19 protein-coding genes and 1 riboswitch are annotated in these 22230 nt (G+C 71.9%); of the genes, 12 read left to right on the top strand and 7 right to left on the bottom strand.

The genetic code is table 11. The features are described 5' to 3' along the window. Positions 1–155: 155 nt before the first annotated feature. A riboswitch (cobalamin riboswitch) is annotated at positions 156–398 on the bottom strand. A 320-nt stretch (positions 399–718) separates the two neighbouring features. Then, entirely contained in the window at positions 719–1723 is a 1005-nt protein-coding gene (gene dusA / locus BLV24_RS15785; RefSeq protein WP_092683528.1) for a tRNA dihydrouridine(20/20a) synthase DusA, read from the top strand. A gap of 232 nt (positions 1724–1955) precedes the next feature. Here the strand turns inward: dusA and BLV24_RS15780 are convergent, their stop codons facing one another. Genes BLV24_RS15780 through ccmI form a run of 3 tightly spaced genes read right to left on the bottom strand, consistent with a single transcriptional unit; the run spans position 1956 to position 4008 of the window. Next, the gene (locus BLV24_RS15780) at positions 1956–2186 is read right to left on the bottom strand and encodes a DUF1289 domain-containing protein (protein ID WP_092683526.1); all 231 of its coding nucleotides are present in this window, start codon (positions 2184–2186) and stop codon (positions 1956–1958) included. Beyond that, entirely contained in the window at positions 2183–2716 is a 534-nt protein-coding gene (gene ruvX / locus BLV24_RS15775) for a Holliday junction resolvase RuvX (RefSeq protein WP_092683524.1), read from the bottom strand. The genes BLV24_RS15780 and ruvX overlap by 4 nt, the downstream gene beginning before the upstream one ends. Further along, entirely contained in the window at positions 2713–4008 is a 1296-nt protein-coding gene (gene ccmI, locus BLV24_RS15770) for a c-type cytochrome biogenesis protein CcmI (protein WP_092683522.1), read from the bottom strand. The genes ruvX and ccmI overlap by 4 nt, the downstream gene beginning before the upstream one ends. 452 nt (positions 4009–4460) lie before the next feature. On the opposite strand from ccmI, the gene BLV24_RS15765 reads away from it, so the two are divergent. The 8 genes from BLV24_RS15765 (at position 4461) to BLV24_RS15740 (ending at position 13682) form a co-directional block, all read left to right on the top strand. Continuing rightward, complete coding sequence (locus tag BLV24_RS15765) at positions 4461–5705, top strand: sarcosine oxidase subunit beta family protein (RefSeq protein WP_092683520.1); 1245 nt, start codon at positions 4461–4463, stop codon at positions 5703–5705. Positions 5706–5826: 121 nt separating this feature from the next. After that, complete coding sequence (locus BLV24_RS22055) at positions 5827–6003, top strand: hypothetical protein (protein WP_176954776.1); 177 nt, start codon at positions 5827–5829, stop codon at positions 6001–6003. A 171-nt stretch (positions 6004–6174) separates the two neighbouring features. Next, entirely contained in the window at positions 6175–6534 is a 360-nt protein-coding gene (locus BLV24_RS15760; RefSeq protein WP_092683518.1) for a sarcosine oxidase subunit delta, read from the top strand. Then, the gene (locus BLV24_RS15755; protein WP_092683516.1) at positions 6534–9554 is read left to right on the top strand and encodes a sarcosine oxidase subunit alpha family protein; all 3021 of its coding nucleotides are present in this window, start codon (positions 6534–6536) and stop codon (positions 9552–9554) included. Before BLV24_RS15760 ends, BLV24_RS15755 begins: the two co-directional genes overlap by 1 nt. Further along, a complete protein-coding gene (locus tag BLV24_RS15750; RefSeq protein WP_092683514.1) occupies positions 9547–10107 on the top strand; it encodes a sarcosine oxidase subunit gamma in 561 nt (186 codons plus the stop codon). Before BLV24_RS15755 ends, BLV24_RS15750 begins: the two co-directional genes overlap by 8 nt. A 421-nt stretch (positions 10108–10528) precedes the next feature. After that, on the top strand, positions 10529–10678 hold the full coding sequence (locus BLV24_RS22050; RefSeq protein WP_176954775.1) for an RSP_7527 family protein: 150 nt from the start codon (positions 10529–10531) through the stop codon (positions 10676–10678). A gap of 532 nt (positions 10679–11210) precedes the next feature. Beyond that, positions 11211–12695, top strand: a complete 1485-nt coding sequence (locus BLV24_RS15745) for a SulP family inorganic anion transporter (protein WP_092683512.1) — start codon at positions 11211–11213, stop codon at positions 12693–12695. Positions 12696–12818: 123 nt separating this feature from the next. Continuing rightward, entirely contained in the window at positions 12819–13682 is an 864-nt protein-coding gene (locus tag BLV24_RS15740) for a universal stress protein (RefSeq protein WP_092683510.1), read from the top strand. A 106-nt stretch (positions 13683–13788) separates the two neighbouring features. Here BLV24_RS15740 and BLV24_RS15735 read toward each other — a convergent pair whose 3' ends face one another. From BLV24_RS15735 to uvrB, 3 genes are all read right to left on the bottom strand, one after another. Next, positions 13789–14250 carry a hypothetical protein gene (locus BLV24_RS15735; RefSeq protein WP_092683508.1) on the bottom strand — a complete coding sequence of 154 codons (462 nt, stop codon included), beginning with the start codon at positions 14248–14250 and terminating at the stop codon, positions 13789–13791. A 177-nt stretch (positions 14251–14427) separates the two neighbouring features. After that, positions 14428–14952, bottom strand: coding sequence for an anthrone oxygenase family protein (locus BLV24_RS15730; protein ID WP_092683506.1), 525 nt, complete (start codon positions 14950–14952; stop codon positions 14428–14430). Between the two features lie 423 nt (positions 14953–15375). Further along, positions 15376–17556 (bottom strand): excinuclease ABC subunit UvrB, encoded by a 2181-nt coding sequence (gene uvrB / locus BLV24_RS15725; RefSeq protein ID WP_092683504.1) that lies wholly within the window; start codon positions 17554–17556, stop codon positions 15376–15378. A 1824-nt stretch (positions 17557–19380) separates the two neighbouring features. Between uvrB and BLV24_RS15720 the strand changes: the two genes are divergently transcribed. Then, positions 19381–19692 (top strand): ETC complex I subunit, encoded by a 312-nt coding sequence (locus BLV24_RS15720; protein ID WP_092683502.1) that lies wholly within the window; start codon positions 19381–19383, stop codon positions 19690–19692. A 43-nt stretch (positions 19693–19735) separates the two neighbouring features. On the opposite strand, the gene mnmA is transcribed toward BLV24_RS15720, so the two are convergent. Next, on the bottom strand, positions 19736–20914 hold the full coding sequence (gene mnmA / locus BLV24_RS15715; protein ID WP_092683500.1) for a tRNA 2-thiouridine(34) synthase MnmA: 1179 nt from the start codon (positions 20912–20914) through the stop codon (positions 19736–19738). Positions 20915–21072: 158 nt separating this feature from the next. On the opposite strand from mnmA, the gene sciP reads away from it, so the two are divergent. After that, entirely contained in the window at positions 21073–21357 is a 285-nt protein-coding gene (sciP, locus tag BLV24_RS15710; protein ID WP_092683498.1) for a CtrA inhibitor SciP, read from the top strand. A gap of 96 nt (positions 21358–21453) precedes the next feature. Then, positions 21454–22164 (top strand): response regulator transcription factor CtrA, encoded by a 711-nt coding sequence (gene ctrA, locus BLV24_RS15705; RefSeq protein ID WP_092683496.1) that lies wholly within the window; start codon positions 21454–21456, stop codon positions 22162–22164. Positions 22165–22230: the final 66 nt, after the last annotated feature.

Here is a 22230-nt window from a genome sequence, read left to right as displayed (position 1 = left end):
TTCGTGTCGGCGCGTCGCGCGGGGGGCTTGGCCCGGCGACGCAGGATCCGTGTCCGGGGACGGGGCTTCCGGGGGGAAGATCTCGACCCTTCAGACGACGACTGCGAAATCACCGCTGCGGATCGAACCGCTCCCGCGCGCGCCCCGCACGAAGGAAGGATGACGAGGCGCCGGCAGGTCTCCTGGCTCGCGGGTCAGGGCCGCGCCCTCGCCTTCCCGGCCCGGTTCCCGCGCATCGCGCGGGGGGGGGCCAGTGGCATGTCGAGGGTCGGCTCGCCGCTCACAGTTGCGGGGGCAGCCGCGGACTCGGCCCCCTTGCGGAGGCCCCACCGCGTTCCCTTTTTCGTCCGACCGGAGGGGCGAGCCCCCGGCGCGGAACCGGAACGCGGCGTAGATGCCCGGTGGGGCGGGTCAGGTCAACCGGGCGCGGGGCGCGCGGGCGGCGGTTGGCGAGGGGTGTGGCAGTTGGGCGGAGGCGTGCTAAAAGGCGCGCCGCGGCGTCGGATGCGCCCGGCGCCCGGCCAGCTGCGCCGCACCGCCGAGGGGGGGGGGCGCCGAGCGTCGTTCGCGGCGCGCCCGCGGCCCGCGGCGCGGGCGCGGACCCCACCGGCCCCCGCGCCCGCCGCCGTCGAACGGCGCGGACAAGGCGGCGCGGGCAAGGCGGCGCGGGCAAACGGCGCGGACAAGACGGCGCAGACAAGCAGGACGCGGAGCACGCATGGAAAAACCGGACCGGCGCCTCTCTGTCGCGCCCATGATGGACTGGACCGACCGGCATTGCCGGGTCCTGCACCGGCTGCTGTCGCGCCGGGCGCTGCTCTATACCGAGATGGTGGTGGCCTCGGCGATCACCCGCGGGGATGCGGCGCGCCACCTGGCGTTCTCGCCGGAGCGGGAGGGGCCGGTGGCCCTGCAGATCGGCGGCTCCGACCCCGCGACGCTGGCCGAGGCGGTGCGCATCGCCTGCGGCTGGCCCTATGTCGAGATCAACCTCAATGTCGGCTGCCCCTCGGACAAGGTGCAGACGGGCGCTTTCGGGGCCTGCCTGATGCGCGATCCGGGGCTGGTGGCCGATTGCGTGGGCGCGATGGCGGCGGCGAGCCGGGCCGAGGGCGGGCCGGAGATCACGGTGAAATGCCGGATCGGGGTCGACGACCAGGTGGCGGAGGCGGCGCTGCCGGCCTTCATCGACCGGGTGTCCGGGGCCGGCGTGAGCCATTTCGCGATCCATGCCCGCAAGGCCTGGCTGCAGGGGCTGAGCCCGAAGGAGAACCGGGACATCCCGCCGCTCGACTACCCGCTGGCGGTCGCGCAGAAGGCCCGGCGCCCGGAGCTGGAGATCGTGGTGAACGGCGGCGTCGCCTCGCTGGACGCGGCCGAGGGGTTCCTGGCGCAGGGCGTGGACGGGGTGATGATCGGGCGCGCGGCCTGGCACGATCCGGGCGCGGTGCTGGCCGCGGCGGATCGCCGGATTTTCGGGGAGCCGGGCCCGGATGCGACGCCCGACGCCGCGGCGCGGGCGATGATCGACTACGCGGAGGAGGCGATGGCCCGCGGCGAGCGCCTGCACCGGGTTCTGCGCCCGATGCTGGGCCTGTTCGCGGGACGCAAGGGCGCGCGGCGCTGGCGGCAGGTGCTGTCCTCGGCCTCGACGCGGGCCGATGCGGGACCGGAGCTGATCGAGGAGGCGCTGGCCGCCGTCGCCCCCGCCCACGCGGCTTGATCCCCGCCGCCTGAACCGGGCCGCCTGAACCGGGCCGCCTGAACCGGGCCGCCTGAACCGGGCCGCCCGATCCGTTTCGGCCCGGCGGGCCCGGCCGGCGCGACCGCGCCCGCCGCCTGCGGCGTCGAGCGACGCCCGCCCGCCCGGCCTCGTCGCCGCTCTCGCCCCCGGTTCGGCGCCGCGCGGGCGCGCCCCGCGTCAAGGGCGCGCGGGTCGTCGCGCGGCTCCGCCCTCAGCGCTCGCGGCGGCGGGAGGGGCGGTTGGCCGGGTCGCGCAGCCGCGGCGCGCGGGAGGGGAGGTCCGCCATGATCTCGCGCCGGCGCTCGGCGCTCAGGCGGGACCAGGCGGCGATCTCCTCGCCCGTGCGCAGGCAGCCGATGCAGATGCGCGCGCCCGGATGGATCTGGCAGATATTGGTGCAGGGGCTCTCGATCTCGTCGCGCCGCCAGAGGTCGTCGGTCATGCCCGCCCGCCCTCGGCCCGCACCGAGGCCAGCCGGTCCAGCGCGCCCTGAAGGATATAGGCCGCGGCGACATGGTCGATGACCTCGGCCCGGCGGCGGCGCGAGGCGTCGGCCTCCAGCAGCGCGCGCTCGGCGGCCACCGTGGACAGGCGCTCGTCCCAGAGCAGGATCGGCTCGGGCCGCAGGCGGGAGAAGTTGCGCGCGAAGGCGCGGGTCGACTGGCAGCGCGGGCCCTCGTCGCCGGACATGTTCACCGGCAGGCCCAGCACCCAGCCCGCCACGGTCCGCCCGTCCAGCATCTCGACCAGCTTCGCCACATCCGCCCCGAACTTCTTGCGGCGCACGGTGGAGAGCGGCGAGGCGATGTGGAACCCCTCGTCCGAGACCGCGACCCCGATGGTCTTGTCGCCCAGGTCCAGCCCGATCAGCTGGCCGCCCCGGACCAGTCCCGCCGCGAAATCCGCGGCCTGGGGGGATTCGAGGATCGGCGCGGGCCCGGCGGAGGCGGGCGGTTTCGGCGCGTCGGTCATTCCAGGGCCTCCGTGACGCCCGCGTCGACGGCGGCGCCGCGCAGGCGGTTCAGCGCATCCGGCGCGTCGGCGAAGGCGCGTTCGGCGTCCTTCCAGATCCGGGCCGCGTCCTCGGGCCGGTTGAGCACGCCATAGGCGGAGATCAGCCGCGCCCAGTCCTCGGGCGGGCCGCCATCCTCGGCCAGCCGGTTCTCCAGCCGGGCGACCATGCCCCGGATCATCGCGTCGCGATCCTCGGGGGAGAGGTCCTGCGCGGCCTGTACATCCTCCTCGGACGGACCGGGCGGGAGCGCCCCGGACCCGGACCCGCCGGGCGCCTCGGGGGGCAGGTCGCCGGCGGCGGCGGCGATGCGCTCCAGCTCGCCGATCTGGGCGCGGATCGGGGCGATCCAGGGCGCGTCCTGCGGCCCCTCGCGCAGCAGCGCCCGCCAGAAGCGCAGCGCCAGCCCGTAGCGGCCGGTCTGGGCCAGCGCCAGCCCCGCATAGTAGCGCGCCACCGGCTGCCCGGGCTCGGCCTGCAACGCGAGGCCCAGCTGGCGCTCCGCCTCGGGCGAGACATAGCCGCCGGCGGCGAGGATCATGGTCTCGGCCAGCGCCGCGCGGTCGGCGGGGGGGGCGGCGTCGCCCTGAAGCTCGACGGCCTCGCGCATGGCGGCCTGGGCGCCGGCGGGGTCCTCCAGCCGCAGCAGGCTGTCGGCCAGCAGGCGGCGGCCGCGCACATCGTCGGGGCGGTCCTCGAGAATGCCGCGCAGGCGGGCGACCAGGTCGCGCAGGCGTGCGGTTTCCGGGTCGTCGGCGAGGGGGGCTGCGGCGGTCGCCGGGGCTTCCGCGGCGCGCCGGTCGGCCTCCAGCCGCTCGGCTTCGGCCTGGGAGGGGCGGGGCGGCTCGGCGGCGCGGATGTCGGCCAGGCGCTGGGCGAGCGGCCGGTCGGGCAGGCCCGGCGCCCCGATCATCGCGTAGACCCCGGCGCCGCCGCCCAGCAGCAGCAGGCCCAGCGCGGCGGCCAGCAGGCGCGAGGCGCCCCGCGGCGCGGCGTCGGCGGGCGCCGCGGCCTCGGCCTCCGCCGCGGCGGCGAGCAGACGGCGGGAGATTTCGGCCCGCGCGCCCTCGGCCTCGGCCTCGGGCAGCACGCCGCGGGCCACGTCGCGCTCCACCGCGCGAAGCTGGTCGCGGAACACCTGAAGGTCATGGGCCGCGCGCGGGGCCGCGGCGGCGCGCCCGGCCAGCAGCGGACGCGCGAGCCAGGCGCCGCAGATCAGCGCGAGAAGCAGGGCGGCGAGCCAGAAGGCCATGCGGTGCGGGCTCCGAAAGGGCGGACGAGCCGCGGAACGTCTGGTCCGGACTTAACCCCGCCCCGCCGCCACGTCCACCGACGCCGCCGTGAGGCGCGAAGCCGCGGCGGGCGCGGGCCGGCGCCGGACCCGCCCCCGCCCGCGCCCGCCGACCCGCGCCCGCCGAGACGCCGCCGAGACGCCACCGAGACGCCGCCGCGATGCCGCTGCGATGCGCCTCGCGCGGGGGGGGCGGGCGCGGCCGCGGGAGGCCGCCCCGCCGCGGCCCCGCGCCGCGCCGATCTCCCCCCGACCCCGCGACCACCGCGCGCGCTGTCGCGTTCGCATGACAGGACGGCGCATTCGCGCGCCTTGTCGGAGCCGCTCCGCGCGATAGGGTCGGGACGCGCGGCCCGCTTCGCGCATCCAGACCCGAACCGCCCGCCCCGAACCGCGATCAGGAGACCCGACCCATGGCCCGCTATTCGGTCTTCGCGCTGGCCCGCAACGCGCTCAGCCACCACCAGGACTGGCAGCGCGCCTGGGCCTCGCCCGAGCCCAAGGCCGAATACGACGTCATCGTCATCGGCGGCGGCGGGCACGGGCTGGCCACCGCCTATTACCTCGCCAAAAATCACGGCGTCCGGAAGGTGGCGGTGCTGGAGAAAGGCTGGCTCGGCGGCGGCAATACCGGGCGCAACACCACCATCATCCGCTCCAACTACCTGCGCGACCCCTCGGCGAAGATCTACGAGCTGGCCCGCGGCCTCTACGAGACGCTGAGCCAGGAGTTCAACTTCAACATCATGTTCTCGCCCCGCGGCGTGCTGATGCTGGCCCAGACCGAGCACGAGAAGCGCGCCTATGAGCGCACCGCCCACGCCAACCGCGCCCAGGGGATCGAGACCGAGATGGTCGACCCCGCCCGCTGCGCCGAGATCGTGCCGATCCTCAATATCGACGGGCCGCGCTACCCGGTGCTGGGCGGGCTGTGGCAGGCCCGCGCCGGCACCGCGCGCCATGACGCGGTGGCCTGGGGCTATGCCCGCGGGGCGTCGGAGATGGGCGTGGACATCATCCAGAACTGCGAGGTCACCGGCATCGACCGCGACGCCGACGGCGTGACCGGCGTGCGGACGACCCGCGGCGCGATCCGCACGAAGAAGCTCTGCATCGTCGTCGCCGGACATTCCGGCGTGCTGGCCGAGATGGCGGGCTTCCGCCTGCCGGTGGAATCGGTGGCCCTTCAGGCGCTGGTGTCCGAGCCGATCAAGCCGGTGATCGACTGCGTGGTCATGGCCAACACCGTTCACGGCTACCTGTCCCAGTCCGACAAGGGCGAGCTGGTGATCGGCGGCGGCGCCGACGGGTTCAACAACTACACCCAGCGCGGGTCTTTCCAGCATGTGGAGGAGACGGTCCGCGCCCTGGTCGAGACCTTCCCGGTGATCTCCCGCTTGCGCATGTTGCGGCAATGGGGCGGGATCGTGGACATGACCGGCGACCGCTCGCCGATCATCGGGCCCACGCCCGTGCCCGGCATCTGGATCAACTGCGGCTGGGGCACCGGCGGGTTCAAGGCGATCCCGGGCTCGGGCTGGGCGACGGCCTCGATGCTGGCCAACGGCGCGGACCCGATCGCCGGCCCCTTCGGGATGGAGCGGTTCCGCGAGGGACGCATGATCGACGAGTCGGTCGCCGCGGCGGTGGCCCACTGATGGCCCGCCCGCTCCGCCAAAATCTCGCCGCAATGAAGGTATTCGCGCCGTATTCCTCGACGGCCGTCGCGCCGGCTCCACCTGCTTCGAGCAACGTCATCGAACGCAAGGAGACAAGGACATGGCCGGCAATCACGGCAAAGGCTCGAATTCGGCGCTGGCTTTCGTGGTCGGCGGGCTTCTCGTCGCCGTCGCTGGTCTCGGATACATGGCCTATACGGGTCAGGCGCCCTTCGGCTCCGACGAACCCTCGGTCACCATCCAACTGCCCGACGTGGACGTCAACAAGGACGGCTGAGGCCGCCCCTCTCCTGATCCGGTCCGGGCGCTTCCGGACCCGCCGGCGCGCCGCCCGCCCCTCCGGGCGCGGCGCGCCGCGCTGCGTTTCCCTCCCGACTTCGCCCTTCCCGTCCGCCTGCGCCACGCCCTCCGCGCCGCGGGCCGTATCCTCGTGGCCGAAAGCCCTGCCATGCTGCTGCTGACCTGCCCGCATTGCGGCGTCTCCGCCGAGGAGACCGAATTCCACCCCGGCGGCGAGGCGCATCTCAAGCGCTTCGGTCCCGGCGCCTCCGACGACGCCTTCGCCGGCTACATGTTCGAGCGCGCGAACCCGCGCGGCGTGCATTTCGAGCGTTGGCGCCATGTCTTCGGCTGCGGGAAGTGGTTCCATCTGGCCCGCTGCACCGCGAGCCTCGAAGTGTTCGGCGCCTATCCCGCCGACGTGACCGCGCCGCCGGAGGAGATCCTCGCGAAGATCCGCGCCCGCCGTCCCGGCTGGGAGCCGGCCCCCGCCGCCAAACCCGCCGCCAAGCCCGAGGGAGATGCCTGATGGCCCGCCGCCTTCCCGACCGCGGCCGGCTGATCGACCGCGCCCGCCCCGCCCCGTTCCGCTGGAACGGCCGCGCCCTGAGCGGGTTCGAGGGCGACACGCTCGCCTCCGCGCTGCTCGCCAATGGCGAAGTGCTGATGGGCCGGTCCTTCAAGTATCACCGCCCCCGCGGCGCCGTGGCCAGCGGCGCGGAGGAGCCCAACGCCCTCGCCGCCATCGGCGCGGGCGCGGGCGCCGTCCCCAACACCCGCGCCACCACCCAGCCCCTGCGGACCGGGCTGGAGGCGGCGAGCCAGAACCACTGGCCGTCGCTGGAAATGGACGTGGGCGAGCTGAACGCCTTCGCCGCGCCGCTGTTCCCGGCCGGCTTCTACTACAAGACCTTCATCCACCCGCGCCAGGCCTGGAAACACCTGTTCGAGCCGGTGATCCGCAACGCCGCCGGGCTGGGCCGGGCGCCGGACGGGCCGGACCCGGACCGCTACGAATATTTCTACGCGACCTATGACGTGCTGGTGGCCGGCGGGGGGACCTCGGGCCTGGCCGCGGCGCTGGCGGCGGGGGCCGCGGGCGCCCGCGTGCTGGTGGTGGAGCAGTCCGGCTGGTGGGGCGGACGCGCGGCCACGGATGGCGTGACCATCGACGGCCGCCCCGCCGCGGACTGGGCGGCGGACGCCGTCGCCCGCCTTTCCGACATGCCCAACGTGACCCTGCGGCTCAACGCCCAGGCCGCCGGCGTCTACGATCACGGCTACGCGCTGGTGGCCGAGCAGGCGCCCCGCCCCGCCGGCGCCTCGGGCCTGCGCGAGCGTCTGTGGCGGGTCCGCGCCCGGCGCATCGTCGCCGCCACCGGCGCCATCGAGCGTCCGCTGGCCTTCGCCGGCAACGACCGCCCCGGCGTGATGCTGGCCAGCGCCGTGCGCGACTATCTCGACCTCTGGGGCGTGGCCTGCGGCGAGCGCACGGTGCTGGCCGCCAATAATGACGACGGCTACCGCACCGCGCTGGCGCTCAACGCCGCGGGGCTGGAGGTTCCGGCGATCCTCGACGCCCGCGACGCGCCCGCGGGCCCGCTGGTGGAGGCCGCGCGCGCCGCCGGCATCCTGATCCGGTCCGGCATGGGCGTGATGCGGGCGCTGGGCCGCAAGCAGGTCTCGGGCGTCGAGATCGGGCGCATCGACGGGTCGGGCCGGGCCGAGGACCGGATCGCCTGCGATTGCGTCGCCATGGCCGGCGGCTGGTCGCCGGTGGTGCATCTGTGGAGCCATTGCGGCGGCAAGCTGCTCTGGGACGACGGCGAGGCGCTGTTCCGCCCCGACCCCGACCGTCCGCCGCTGTCCCATGACGGCGCCGGCTTCGTCATCGCCGCCGGGACCGCCGCGGGCCGCCTTCAGGCCCCCACGGCGATGGCCGACGCCCATGCCGCCGGTCTGCGCGCGGTGGAAGGGTTGGGCGAGCCCGTCTCCCCCTCCCCCATCCCCGCCGCCTCCCCCGTGGCCGATGCGGAGGCGGAGGGCGACCTGCGCCCGGTCTGGACCTCTCCCGCGAGGATGCCGCCGAAACTGGCCTCCAAGGCGTTTCTGGACTTCCAGAACGACGTGAAGGTCGCCGACGTGCAGCTCGCCGCCCGCGAGGGCTATGAGAGCGTCGAGCACGCCAAGCGCTACACCACGCTCGGCATGGCCACCGACCAGGGCAAGACCTCCAACATCGCCGGTCTCGCCATCCTGGCCGAGGCCCGCGGCGCCGCGATCCCGGAGGTGGGGACCACCACCTTCCGTCCGCCCTACACGCCGCTCACCCTCGGCGCCCTGGCCGGGGAGGCCCGCGGCCCCCTGTTCAAGCCCGTCCGGAAAACCCCGATGGACGCCTGGCATGACCGCCACGGCGCCCATTGGGAGCCGGTCGCCGACTGGCGGCGCCCCTACGCCTTTCTCCGCGACGGGGAGCGCGTGAAGGACGCCGTGACCCGCGAGATCGTCACTGTGCGCGAGCGGGTCGGCATGATGGACGCCTCGACGCTCGGCAAGCTGCTGGTGAAGGGACCGGATGCAGGCCGGTTCCTCGACCTGCTCTACACCAACATGATGTCCTCGCTGAAACCGGGCAAATGCCGCTACGGGCTGATGTGCACCGAGCAGGGGTTCCTGTTCGACGACGGCGTCGCCGCGCGGCTGTCGGAGGACGCGTTTCTCGTCCACACCACCACCGGCGGCGCCGACCGGGTGCATGCCTGGATGGAGGAATGGCTCCAGACCGAGTGGTGGGACCTGAAGGTCCATGTCGCCAACCTGACCGAGCAATACGCCCAGATCGCCGTCGCCGGTCCCAAGGCCCGCGCGGTGCTGGAAAAGCTCGGCGGCATGGCGCTGGACGGGGCGGCGCTGCCCTTCCTCGGCTGGGCGGAGGGGGAGCTGGCCGGCATTCCCGCGCGGGTCTACCGGATCAGTTTCTCGGGCGAGTTGAGCTTTGAGCTCGCCGTGCCCGCGGGGCGGGGCCAGGAGATGTGGGACAAGGTGGCGGAGGCGGGGGCCGAATTCGGCATCGCCCCCTATGGCACCGAGGCCATGCATGTCCTGCGCGCCGAGAAGGGCTTCATCATGATCGGCGACGAGACCGACGGCACGGTGACGCCGCTGGATCTGGGCCTCGGCTGGGCTGTGTCGAAGAAGAAGACCGACTTCATCGGCAAGCGCGGCATGGAACGGTCGGATCTCGTCCGCCCCGACCGCCTGCGCCTTGTGGGGCTGGAGACCGAGGACCCCGCGGAGGTGATCCCCGACGGGGCGCATGCGCTGGAGGACCTGCGCGAGGACGGGCGCGCGCGCACCGCGGGGCACGTGACCTCGACCTACTGGTCCCCGACGCTCGGCCGTTCCATCGCCATGGCGCTGCTGGAACGCGGGCCCGAGCGGATCGGCGAGGTGGTGCGCATGTCCAACGGCGCCGACGCGCCGATCCCGGCGAAGATCGTGTCGCCGGTGTTCTTCGATCCGGACGGGGAGCGGCAGAATGGCTGACCAGATGACGGGCGGCGCGATGCGCTGGGCGCGGGTGGCGGGGCGCGGCATGATCGGCCTGCGGCTCGACCTGGGCGACGCGGCCCTTGCGGGCGCGGTGACCGGGGCCGCCGGGGTCCCCCTCCCCGCCCCGCGACGGATCGAGACGGCGGGCGCGCGTCGGCTCGCCTGGATGAGCCCCGACGAGCTGCTGCTGTTCCTGCCCGCGGAGGAGGTTCCGGCGATGCTGGAGGCGATCCGGGCGGGTTTCGGCGACGGTTTCGCCATGGCCGTGGACCTGTCCGAAGCCCGCGCCCTGTTCCGCCTGGAGGGCCCCGGCGCCCGCGAGGCGCTGGCCAAGGCCGCGCCGGTGGACCTGCATCCCGACGCTTTCGGGCCGGGCGACTTCCGCCGCACGCGGCTGGGGCAGGTGGCGGCGGCCTTCGCGCAGGTGGGCGAGGCGCCCGAGACGTTCGAGCTGGTCTGCTTCCGCTCCCTGGCCGAGCATATGGCGACCTGGCTCGACACCGCCGGCGCGCCGGGCGCGTTCCCCGGGGTCTTCGCCCGCGCCTGAGGGCGCGGGCCGGGGCGCGATCTTCGCACCTGCACAAAAGGCGCGGGCGGCCGAGTCGCCCGACTCGGCGGCCTGCAACGGGGTCCGGGCACGGGGTGCGGGTGCGGCGCCGGATTCGGACAGGCCTGGTTACCTATCGTAAAGGGCGAAAAAGGTGCTTACGCTGCGGCGTCAGCGCCTTACCTGTTTTCAGGGCGCCGCTCAGCGCACAGTTCGGGCCCAGCCATGCACTCCGTGCAGACCGGCTTTCGAAATTGATGCACTGCACAAAACGATCAGGAAACCCGATTATATTCCCAACGGAACGAGACGAGCCGCACACGACCAGCGACCGCCGACCGGCCCGGAGCTTTCCCCGAAAGGGACCAGCCCCCCGGGACGACCGACGCGAGGCGCGGCGCGGCGCAGCAGGAGACGACAGATGACCAACGACTACCGCATCGAAATGGCCCGCATCGACCTCGAAGCCCGCCGCATGCGCGCCGAAACCCTCCGCGGCCTGTTCGCCGGCATGTCGGCCCGCATCCGCGGCCTGTTCGCCGCGGCCCCCGCCGCCGGCCGCGCCGCCTGAGCGCCGCGCCTTAACGAGCTTTCCTCGGCCCCAGGGGTCCTCCCTCCCCGCAGGGCCGCGGAATGACGGATATCGAAGGGTCCTCCCTCCCGACGATATCCGACGACCTCCGGGCAGCGCGCTCCTCCCTGGCGCTGCCGTAGGTCCGAAGGCCCCGGCCGGTCCTCCCTCCGGTCGGGGCTCCTTCGAAACGGCGGCGTCGGGTCCTCCCTCCTGACGTCGTCCGCGAGACCGCCGCGGCGCGCCTCCTCCCTGGCGCATGCGGATGGGTCCTGAACCCCGCTCGGTCCTCCCTCCGAGCGGGGTTTTTTCTTGTCCGGAGCCCGGGCCGCCGCGCCCCCCCGCCCGCATGCCGGACGTCCCCCGCGCCCCGGGCCGAAAGTCGCAATCGCGCCCGCTTCTGTTGCGTCGCAGCGGAATTTCCGCCTAAAGCACGAAGCGCAGCCCCGGTTCCCCGACGGCCGGCGCCGGCGCGCGCCCGCGCCCGCCCGTCCCCACCGCACGATCCCCGCAGCAGACCGCTGGAGGCCCCATGTTCGACCTCAACGCCTATCGCGAGGAATGGCTGCGCAATCCGCGCGGAGACCTGCTCGCCGGCCTCGTGGTGGCGCTCGCGCTGATCCCCGAGGCCATCGCCTTCTCGATCATCGCGGGCGTGGACCCCAAGGTCGGGCTCTACGCCTCCTTCTCCATCGCGGTGCTGACGGCGATCTGCGGCGGGCGTCCGGGCATGATCTCCGCGGCCACGGCGGCGACGGCGGTGCTGATGGTCACGCTGGTGCGCGATCACGGGCTGGAATATCTGCTCGCCGCCACCGTGCTGGCCGGCGTGCTCCAGATCGGCGCGGGCTACGCCCGGCTCGGCAACCTGATGCGCTTCGTCTCGCGCTCGGTGATGACCGGCTTCGTCAACGCGCTCGCCATCCTGATCTTCATGGCGCAGCTGCCCGAGCTGATCGGCGTGCCCTACCTCACTTATGTGATGGTCGCCGCCGGGCTCGGCATCATCTACCTGTTCCCCTATGTGACCAAGGCGATCCCGTCGCCGCTGGTCTGCATCCTGGTGCTGACCACGGTGTCGCTGGGCTTCGGGCTCGACATCCGCACCGTCTCCGACATGGGCGAGCTGCCCGACAGCTTCCCGGTCTTCCTGCTGCCCGACATCCCGCTGACGCTGGAGACGCTGCAGATCATCCTGCCCTATTCGGCGGCGGTGGCGGCGGTGGGCCTGCTGGAGAGCCTGATGACCGCCTCGCTGGTCGACGAGCTGACCGACACGCCCTCGGACAAGAACAAGGAATGCGTCGGGCAGGGGATCGCCAATCTGTGCACCGGCTTCATCGGCGGCATGGCGGGCTGCGCCATGATCGGCCAGTCGATGATCAACGTGAAATCCGGCGGGCGCGGGCGGCTGTCGTGCTTCTTCGCGGGCGTGTTTCTGCTGTTCATGATCGTGGTGCTGGGCGACTGGGTGGGGCGCATCCCCATGGCGGCGCTGGTCGCGATCATGATCATGGTGTCGATCGGCACCTTCTCCTGGTCCTCGCTCAAGCAGCTGAAGACGCATCCGCGCTCCTCCTCCATCGTCATGCTGGCCACCGTGATCTGCGTGGTGTGGACCCATAACCTCGCCATCGGCGTGCTGGTCGGCGTGCTGCTGTCGGGCATCTTCTTCGCCGCCAAGATCTCGCAGATCTTCGGCGTGCGCTCGGAGCTGTCGGCGGATGGGCGTCACCGCACCTATGTGGTCGAGGGGCAGGTGTTCTTCGCCTCGGCGGACGTGTTCTCCAAGGCCTTCGACTTCCGCGAGGCGCTGGACCGGGTGACCATCGACGTCAGCCGCGCGCATATCTGGGACATCTCCTCGGTGGCGGCGCTGGACATGGTGGTGCTGAAGTTCCGCCGCGAAGGGGCCGAGGTGGACATCCTCGGGCTCAACGAGGCGTCGGAGACCATCGTCGACAAGCTCGCGATGCATGACAAGCCCGGCGCCATGGACGCGCTGGGCGGGCACTGAGCCGGGGGCGCGAAGGGGGCGGGGCGTGACTATCGCCCCCCTTCGGCGCATACCTGACGCAGACACAGGCGCGGAACGACGGGCGAACCGGCGGCATGCGCAGGCAAGACGCGAGGGGAAGCGATGAGCGGCAAGTTGGTGGCCCTGGTCGACGGGTCGGACTATTCGCGCAGCGTGTGCGAGCACGCGGCCTGGCTGGCGACGCGCTCGGGCCGGTCGGTGGAGCTTCTGCATGTCATCGGGCGGCGCTCGCCGGCCGCGGCGGACCTGAGCGGGGCGCTGGCGCTGGGCGCGCGCACCGCGCTGCTGGAGGAGCTGGCCGAGCTCGACGCCCGCATGTCCAAGCTGGGACAGGCGCGGGGCCGGGCGATCCTGGAGGACGCCGAGGCGATCCTGCGCAAGGCGGGGGTGGAGCAGGTGTCGACCCGCCTGCGCATCGGCGACCTGGTCGAGGAGGTCTCCGCCGCCGTGACCGCCGAGGGCGCGGCGACCGACATGCTGGTGATCGGCAAGCGCGGCGAGGCGGCGGACTTCGCCTCCGGCCATCTCGGCTCGAACCTGGAGCGGGTGGCGCGGGTGGCGGACCGGCCGGTTTTCGTGGCCAGCCGGGCCTTTCATGAGATCGGCAAGGTGCTGGTGGCCTTCGACGGCGGCCCGAGCTGCCTGAAGGCCGTGGATCACATGTCCCGCAGCCCGACCACGCAGGGCCTGCGCTTCCGCCTGGTGCGGGCCGGCGAGGACAGCGCCGAGGCGCGCCGCGGGCTGGAGGGCGCGCGGGCGATGCTGGCCGGCGCGGGGATCGAGGCCGAGACCGACGTGATCGAGGGGGCGCCCGCCGCCGCGATCTCCGGGGAGGCCGAGCGCTGGGGCGCCGACCTGATGGTCATGGGCGCCTACGGGCATTCGCGCATCCGTTCGATGATCCTCGGTTCGGCGACCGAGGAGCTGCTGCGCGGCTGCCGGATCCCGGTCTTCCTGTTCCGTTGACCTGATCGCGCCGACTCGCGGGGCCTCACGGGGCGTCGCGGGCGGGGGGAGAGATGAGCACGGCCGCGTCCGGCAGGGCGCGGCCGTTTCGCGTCGGCCTTCCGGTTCAGGTCGGGGCCGGCGCTCGCCGCGCCCGAGAGAGGCCCGCCATGGTCAGGCCGATGATCACGCTCATGCCGACATGGGCGATGAACGAAGACTGGGTGTAGGCGCCGAAGCCCATCATGAAGCTCCGCCCCATGGCCGGGGCCAGCAAGCCCTGCGCGACGAACCAGAGCAGCACCCCCGCGATGGCGCCGGCGAGCGGCAGGCTGGTTCGGGTCGCCATGTGGACCAGCGTCACGACGGCCGAGAAGGCCACGGCGCCGATGGCGAAATGCAGCCCGAACGCGGTCCAGTAGCCGAGGTCGAGCCCGAACAGGGTCCGCGCCAGACCGACGATCAGGTTGGCGGGTTCCAGGGTCACGCCGAACAGACGCGGGGACAGCAGCCAGGCATAGGCTTCGAAGGCGATTTCGCCGGCGATGCCGCCGAGGATCAGGGTCGAAAGGGCGGGTCTGGGCGGCATGCGCATGGATATCCTGCGAGAGAGGGCGAGGCTTCGCCACCTATGCCGGGGCCGCCCACCGCGGAAGCGCCTGATCCTGCATGTGATCGCGCTTGATCGGGCGGTGAGCCCGCGCGCACGGGCCGAAGGCGGCCCGAAGGCGGTCCGAACCTCGATCCCCGGGCCTTCGTCCGCCGATCACGCGGCGCGCGGCGCGGCGCGGGCAAGGGCGGCGATCCCGGCCCCCGCCGCCAGCAGCCCGACCCCGCAGAGCGCCGCGCGGATCTGGTTCCAGAGCTGCCATCGAGGCGAATAGGCGGCCCAGATGCGCGCGGCGTCCTCGCGGGATTCCGGAACGGGCAGGGCGCCCAGCGTTTCGTTCATCGGTACGTTGACGAGGAAGGTCGCCACGCAGCCCGCCAGCACCAGCAGGGCGGCGAGCCCGAAGGCTCGGGCCGCCGCGGGCGCGCCGGCGCCCCAGGCGGCCGCGGCCGCCAGGGCGCAGGCCGGAGCGGCGCCGAAGAAGGCCGGGGCGAACACCGCGTTGCGCACCGAGGCGTTCATCGCCTGCATGGCCGCCATCGCCACCCGCGGGTCGGCCGCATCCAGCCCCCACATGGTCGAGCAGACCCAGGCGTAGAAAAAGCCGAACAGCGCGCCGGTGAGCAGCAAGGCGAGTCCGGCGGCGAAGCGCGCCGGAAGCGTGAGGCGTTGCGATTGCATGGACAATCCCCTCCCTGTCCGTTCGCGCAGGCGGCCTGCGGGCGTCGCCTGCGTTTCTCTTGGGTTTCCCCTGCGTCTCCCGCTTCAACGCGGACGCCCGCCCGGTCCGTCGCGCGGCGCCGCGCTTCCCTCGGACCCGGGCGCTCCGATCCCGCAAGCAGGATCGGGCGAGGGGCCGCCGCGTCTCCCCTCCCGCGTGCAGGCTCGGGGCGCGCCGCGGCGATCCCTTCGACGCCTCCGGTCGCCGCGCGCATACCCTCTCTGTCCCTCGGCCGCGCAGGGCCGCGCCCGGGGGTCAGGCGCGGCCCTGCGCGTCCCGCCCGAGGCGGAGCGGGACGGAGCCGAGAGACCGGGCCGCAGGCGCTGCCGGGGACGCGCCGCGCGGGCGTCCGGCCGCGATCATCGGGCCGGTCGACGCGCGGCTCAGCGCTTCTTCTGGCTCTTGCCGCGATAGGTGCGGGTTCCCGCCTTGCCGGCGCTGGAGCGGCCGGAGGCCTTGCTCGCCTCCTCCACCGCCGCGTCCACCGCCGACTGACGCGCGAGCGGGTCGTCGGCGACGGCGAGCTCCACCGCCTCCAGCCGCTTGACCTCGTCGCGCAGGCGGGCGGCCTCCTCGAATTCCAGGTTCTCCGCGGCCTTCATCATGTCCTTGCGCAGCGCCTCCAGATGCGCCTGCAGGTTGGCCCCGGCCTTCGGCCCCTTCTCCACCTGCGCGGTGATGCGGGCGGCGTCGGTGTCGCCCTTCCACACGCCTTCCAGCACGTCCTCGATGTTCTTGCGGATGGTGGTCGGCGTGATCCCGTGCGCCTCGTTATAGGCCACCTGCTTCTCGCGCCGGCGGTCGGTCTCGCGCATGGCGCGCTCCATCGAGCCGGTGATGCGGTCGGCATACATGATCACCCGGCCGTCGACATTGCGCGCCGCCCGGCCGATGGTCTGGATCAGCGAGGTCTCGGAGCGCAGGAACCCCTCCTTGTCCGCATCGAGGATCGCCACCAGCGCGCATTCGGGGATGTCGAGCCCCTCGCGCAGCAGGTTGATGCCGATCAGCACGTCGAAGGCCCCCAGACGCAGGTCGCGCAGGATCTCGATGCGCTCGATCGTGTCGATGTCCGAATGCATGTAGCGCACGCGGATGCCCTGTTCGTGCATGTATTCGGTCAGGTCTTCGGCCATGCGCTTGGTCAGCGTGGTGCACAGCACCCGGCCGCCGGCGAGCGCGACCTTGCGGACCTCGTCCAGCAGGTCGTCGACCTGGGTCTCCACCGGGCGGATCTCCACCGGCGGATCGACGAGGCCGGTGGGGCGGATCACCTGTTCGGTGAAGACGCCGCCGGACTGCTCCAGCTCCCACGCGCTCGGGGTGGCGGAGACGAAGACCGACTGCGGGCGCATCGCGTCCCATTCCTCGAACTTGAGGGGGCGGTTGTCCATGCATGACGGCAGGCGGAAGCCATGTTCGGCCAGCGTGAACTTTCGCCGGTAGTCGCCGCGATACATGCCGCCCAGCTGGGGGACGGAGACGTGGGATTCGTCGGCGAAGACGATGGCGTTGTCGGGGATGTATTCGAAGAGCGTGGGCGGCGGCTCGCCCGGGCCGCGGCCGGTGAGATAGCGGGAGTAGTTCTCGATGCCGTTGCACACGCCGGTGGCCTCGAGCATCTCGATGTCATGGTTGGTGCGCTGTTCGAGGCGCTGGGCCTCGAGCAGGCGGCCGTCGGCGATCATCCGGTCGAGGGTCTGGCGCAGCTCGGCCTTTATGCCCTTCACCGCCTGCTGCATGGTGGGGCGCGGGGTCACGTAGTGGCTGTTGGCGTAGATCCGGACCTTTTGCAGGTCGGCCATCCGCTCCCCGGTGAGGGGGTCGAATTCGGCGATCGATTCGAGTTCTTCGCCGAAGAAGGAGAATCGCCAGGCGCGGTCGTCGAGATGCGCGGGCCAGACTTCGAGAGAATCGCCCCGGACCCGGAACGCGCCGCGCGTGAAGGCGGCGTCGTTGCGTTTGTATTGCTGGGCGGTCAGCTCGCGCATGACCTGTCTCAAATCGTATTCATTTCCCGCGACCAGATCCTGGGTCATCGCGCCGTAGGTTTCGACGGCGCCGATGCCGTAGATGCAGCTCACCGAAGCGACGATGATGACGTCGTCACGCTCCAGCAGGGCCCGCGTGGCGGCGTGGCGCATCCGGTCGATCTGCTCGTTTATCTGGGATTCCTTGGCGATGTAGGTGTCCGATCGGGGGACATAGGCCTCGGGCTGATAGTAGTCGTAATACGAGACGAAATATTCGACCGCATTGTTGGGAAAGAACCGTTTGAACTCGCCATAAAGTTGTGCGGCCAGCGTCTTGTTGGGCGCGAGGATGATCGCCGGACGCTGGGTCTGTTCGATGACCTTGGCCATGGTGAACGTCTTGCCGGTGCCGGTGGCGCCGAGCAGCACCTGGTCGCGGTCGCCGGCTTCCACGCCGGCGGCGATCTCGGCGATGGCGGTCGGCTGGTCTCCGGCGGCGGTGTACTCGGTCTCCATGACCAGTCGGACACCCCCTTCGAGCTTTTCGCGCCTGCGCGGCTCAGGGATGGTGACGAGCGAATCCACAGTCATGTCTTAACCCTCTCTTCACCGTTTTACCCGAGATTGACCTTGTCGGCGGGTTAATCAAGCTCGCAGCCGAAAATCGGAGGTTCTTGAACGGAGCCACAGCGAAACACGCAAAGGTTGAGTTTCTTGTTGCCGGCTCTCCCCTGCTGGATGTAGGGTCAAGTCGGAGCAACAAGAAAGATCGCCGGCCGGGCGCGGCACCACCCACCCCACCCCTCGCTCCCAAGCGTCTGGCCGGCGGTCACCATATTCAGGCTGGAAGGTCTGATAACGACGGCGCGTAGTCGCGCCTCATCTGGCGCCACGTCGCCAAGCCGGCCCCCGGGGAACGGGGCCGGCTTTCTCTTTTTCGGGGGGGCTATGCCCGGGAAGCCCTGGGCCGTCCGGCCTCCGGGGCGCCGCGCAAAGGTCTCGCCCGTTGAGCGCGAGCGCCCGCGGCGCGCTGCGACGGCGCCGAGGATGGCCAGGTCCCGGGCTGAAGCGCGCCCCTCGAGTCCCCGACTGAGCGTCTTGGCGACGGGGGAGGGGCGGACATCGCGATGACAGGCCGCGAGCGCGAGGCGCCTGCGGGATTCGCTGTGGATCTCGTGATCTTGCGGGTGCTCCCCGTTCCCGTCATGCGGCCTTCGGCGCGGGCGGGGCGCCTGATTTCAGAACCCGGTCAATTAGTTGCGTGTGTTGCCCTGCCCTTGGGTCCATGCCTTAACGGCAAGGCGGAGGGGCATGGCGAGGGCGTGCTTCGGGTCGAGCCTGGATGGCCCGACGGCTTGGGACCTCGCGACCCGGTCCGAATGGGGGCGGGCTGAGAGCCGCGCTGCGAGGGGATGCGCCGAAGGAGCCGCGCAGTCTGGATCGCCGGATGATCTGCGCGCCTGCGGCTGGGCCTTGAGGGCGCATCGATCGGCGTTTGGCCGAGAAGGGGGGCGGGAATTCAGGCAATCGGGCGCTGGGGCGGGCACGGACATCCTCCGCGTGACGGAGACGGCCGGGCGGCGGCATCGAGGTGCGGGCGAGAGGACCGGTCTGGGCAGGGAGGCGCGGCGTCCGCGATGGGCGTCCTGTCCGCAAGCGCGACCCTGGCAGCGCGCCGCGGGCGATTGCGGGCCACCGGCGCGCCCTCGACGCGGCGCCTTGCTGCGCGGATGTCCATGAGATCGGGAGACATTCAGGAGGCCCCGGCCAGGCGCTTTGGGGGCCCCATGCCGCGTCGACCCCGCCGACACGGCCTCCGGCGCCGCAGCCCCACCCCTGGACCCGCGGCGCCGGACGGACGCGGAGCCGGACCGCCCCGTCCGGGTTGGCCCGCCGGCCGCGGACGGAGCCTCCACCCATGGGGCCTCCGATCCGTGACCTGCGCCCGCGGCGGGCGAAGCCCGGCGGTCGCGATCCGTTCCGCATCTTCCGGATTGCGCGGCGCTTCGACCGGCGTTGGGCCCGGCTCGCCGGCGTTCAGCCGGCCCATGGCCCCTTGTCCCATTCTCCGAGCAGACCGTCCGGACCCGAGCGCATCGGCCACCCCTGGCCCTTTGCGTCGCGCCGTCCGGCCCGCGGCGCGTTTCGCGCCGGGAGCCTCTCGCTCTGCCGGAGACCGAAGCCTCCGCCACCCGAGAGGGGTTATGCACCGATTCCGTTTCCGGATCGTTTCCGGGGTCGGCGATTCGCCCGATCCGCGCGCATCTAACGCCCTGTTTTCATGGCGTAATGGAACCTTTACCTAATCTGTGCCGTAATGGGGCGCGGACGGGAGCCCCGGCCCGCGACGCCCCGGCGCTTGCCAGCGCCCCGCCCGACGGTTCATATCCGGCCAACCGGCCGAGGAGACCTGCCATGTTCGCGCGAATCTACAAACCCGCGAAAACCGCCATGCAGTCGGGGACCGCCCGCACCGCCAACTGGGTGCTGGAATTCGCCCCCGAAGAAGCCAAGCGCATCGACCCGCTGATGGGGTGGACCGGCTCCGGCGACACCCAGGGCCAGGTGCGGATCGAGTTTCCGTCGAAGGACGCCGCGGTGGATTACGCCGCGCGCCACGGCATCGCCGCCCAGGTGATCGAACCGCAGGTGCGCAAGCCGAATATCCGCGCGCGCGGCTACGGCTCCAACTTCTCGCATGACCGCAAGGGCGCCTGGACCCACTGACGGGCCGCGCCAGGGAGGCGGGGTCGCCTTCGGCAGGAGAGGATCAGCTTCGGGTGATCCAGCCGCCGCCGAAAACGCGCGTGCCTTCAGGCGCATAGAAGACGCAGGCCTGGCCGGGGGCGACGCCCTGTTCGGCCGCGGCCAGCTCCACCTCCGCCCTGCCGCCGCCCAGCGGACGCACCCGCGCCGGCGCCGAGGGGCGGGTGGAGCGGACGCGGGCCTCGATCTCCCAGCCGCCCTCGGGCGCGTCCTCGAAATCGCCGTCGCCCAGCCAGTTGACCTCCGCCACCGGGATCCGGCGCAGACCCAGCGCCTCGCGCGGGCCGACGATGACGCGGCGGGTCTCGGGCTCCAGCCGGATGACGTGCAGCGGCTCGGGCGCCGAGATGCCGAGCCCCCGGCGCTGACCCACCGTGTAGCGAATCAGGCCCTGGTGCTCGCCCAGCACCCGACCGTCGAGATGCACGATCTCGCCGGGCTGACCGGCCCCGGGGCGCAGCTTCTCGATCACCGCGGCGTAGTCGCCGTTGGGCACGAAACAGATGTCCTGGCTGTCGGGTTTGTCGGCGACGCCGAGACCGAATTCCGCCGCCAGCGCGCGGGTCTCGGCCTTGGAGGCGAGGTCGCCGAGCGGGAATCGCAGGCGGGCGAGCTGCTCGCGCGTCGTGGCGAAGAGGAAATAGGACTGGTCGCGCGCGGGATCCGCGGCGCGGTGCAGCTCGGGCCCGTGCGCGCCGTCGAATCGGCGCACGTAGTGGCCGGTGGCCATCACCTGGGCGTCGAGTTCGCGCGCCGTGTCGAGCAGATCGCGGAATTTCACCCGCTCATTGCAGCGCACGCAGGGAATCGGGGTGGCGCCGGCGAGGTACGAATCGGCGAAATCGTCGATCACCGCCTCCCGGAACCGGGATTCGTAGTCGAGCACGTAGTGCGGGAAGCCCATGGTTTCGGCCACGCGGCGCGCGTCATAGATGTCGCGGCCGGCGCAGCAGGCGCCTTTCCGGGCCAGCGCCGCGCCGTGGTCGTAGAGCTGCAGGGTCACGCCGACCACGTCGTAGCCCTCGCGCGACAGCATCGCGGCGACCACGGAACTGTCCACGCCGCCGGACATGGCGGCGACCACGCGCGTCTGCGCCGGCGCCCCGGGCAGGCCCAGCGAGTTGGTCAGGGGCGATTCGTCATGCCGGTCGCCGGAGCGGTCGTCAGGTCGGTCGAGGGCCATCGCAGCCTCCATTTTCCTGCGGGTTTCATAGGCTCCGTCGGTGGCGCCAGCAAGGCGCCGAGGCGGCGCCGACCCTGAATTTCCCGCGATTCACCATCGCGAAACCCGCTGCGGATAGCGTTCTCCCCGGGTGAGTGAAACTGTGGTGGAGCGAGACTATGCGTATTGACACGACTGAGAACCCGACTTCGGTGGTCGGGCCCGATGGCGCGCGGATCACGCGCAAGGACCTGCCGTCGCCGACGACCCGTCGCTGGGTGGCGCGGCGCAAGGCGGCGGTGGTCGCCGCGGTGAAGGGCGGCCTGATCTCCGTCGAGGAAGCCTGCGAGACCTGGGATCTTTCGGCGGAGGAACTGGACGGCTGGCTGACCGCCGTGTCGTCGCACGGGATCAACGCCCTGCGCACCACGGCCCTGCAGCGCTACCGATCCACCAGAAGTTGAAAAGTGTTCTTAACTCGCGTTAAGGTGGTAGGAATTCATTTACCTTTGTGACGGAAGGTGGATCCACGCAACCGGAACCTGCACGGAGGAGCGTTCATGCGCGTCCTGTTGATCGAGGATGATCCCGCCACGTCGCAGAGCATCGAATTGATGCTCCGCAACGCCAATCTCAACGTCTACGCCACCGATCTTGGCGAGGAAGGGATCGATCTCGCCAAGCTCTACGATTACGACCTGATCCTTCTGGATCTCAACCTGCCGGACATGACCGGCTACGACGTGCTCAAGAAGCTGCGCGTGGCCAAGATCGACACGCCGATCCTGATCCTGTCGGGGCTCGACGATACCGACAACAAGATCAAGGGCTTCGGCTTCGGCGCCGATGATTACCTGACCAAGCCCTTCAACCGGGAGGAGCTGATCGCGCGCATTCACGCGATCGTCCGCCGGTCCAAGGGGCACGCCCAGTCGATCATCGAGACCGGCAAGATCAAGGTCAATCTCGACGGCAAGACCGTGGAGGTCGACGGTCATCCGGTGCACCTGACGGGGAAGGAGTACCAGATCCTGGAGCTGCTCTCCCTGCGCAAGGGCACCACGCTGACCAAGGAGATGTTCCTGAACCACCTGTACGGAGGGATGGACGAACCTGAACTGAAGATCATCGACGTGTTCATCTGCAAGCTGCGCAAGAAGCTCTCGGGCGCGACGGGCGGAGAGAACTATATCGAGACGGTCTGGGGACGCGGATATGTGCTGCGCGACCCCACGCCGATGGCCGAACCGCTGGCCGCCAGCGCCGGCTGACGCGCGCTCCGGGTTGACGGACGGATCGCCGGTCGGACATTGAGCCTCGAGCCTAGCCGCGAGGAC

It is taken from the genome of Albimonas donghaensis (assembly GCF_900106695.1).
GTDB lineage: Bacteria > Pseudomonadota > Alphaproteobacteria > Rhodobacterales > Rhodobacteraceae > Albimonas > Albimonas donghaensis.
The sequence above is the reverse complement of the archived record's forward strand: the minus strand, read 5'-3'. Positions and strand labels throughout refer to the sequence as shown.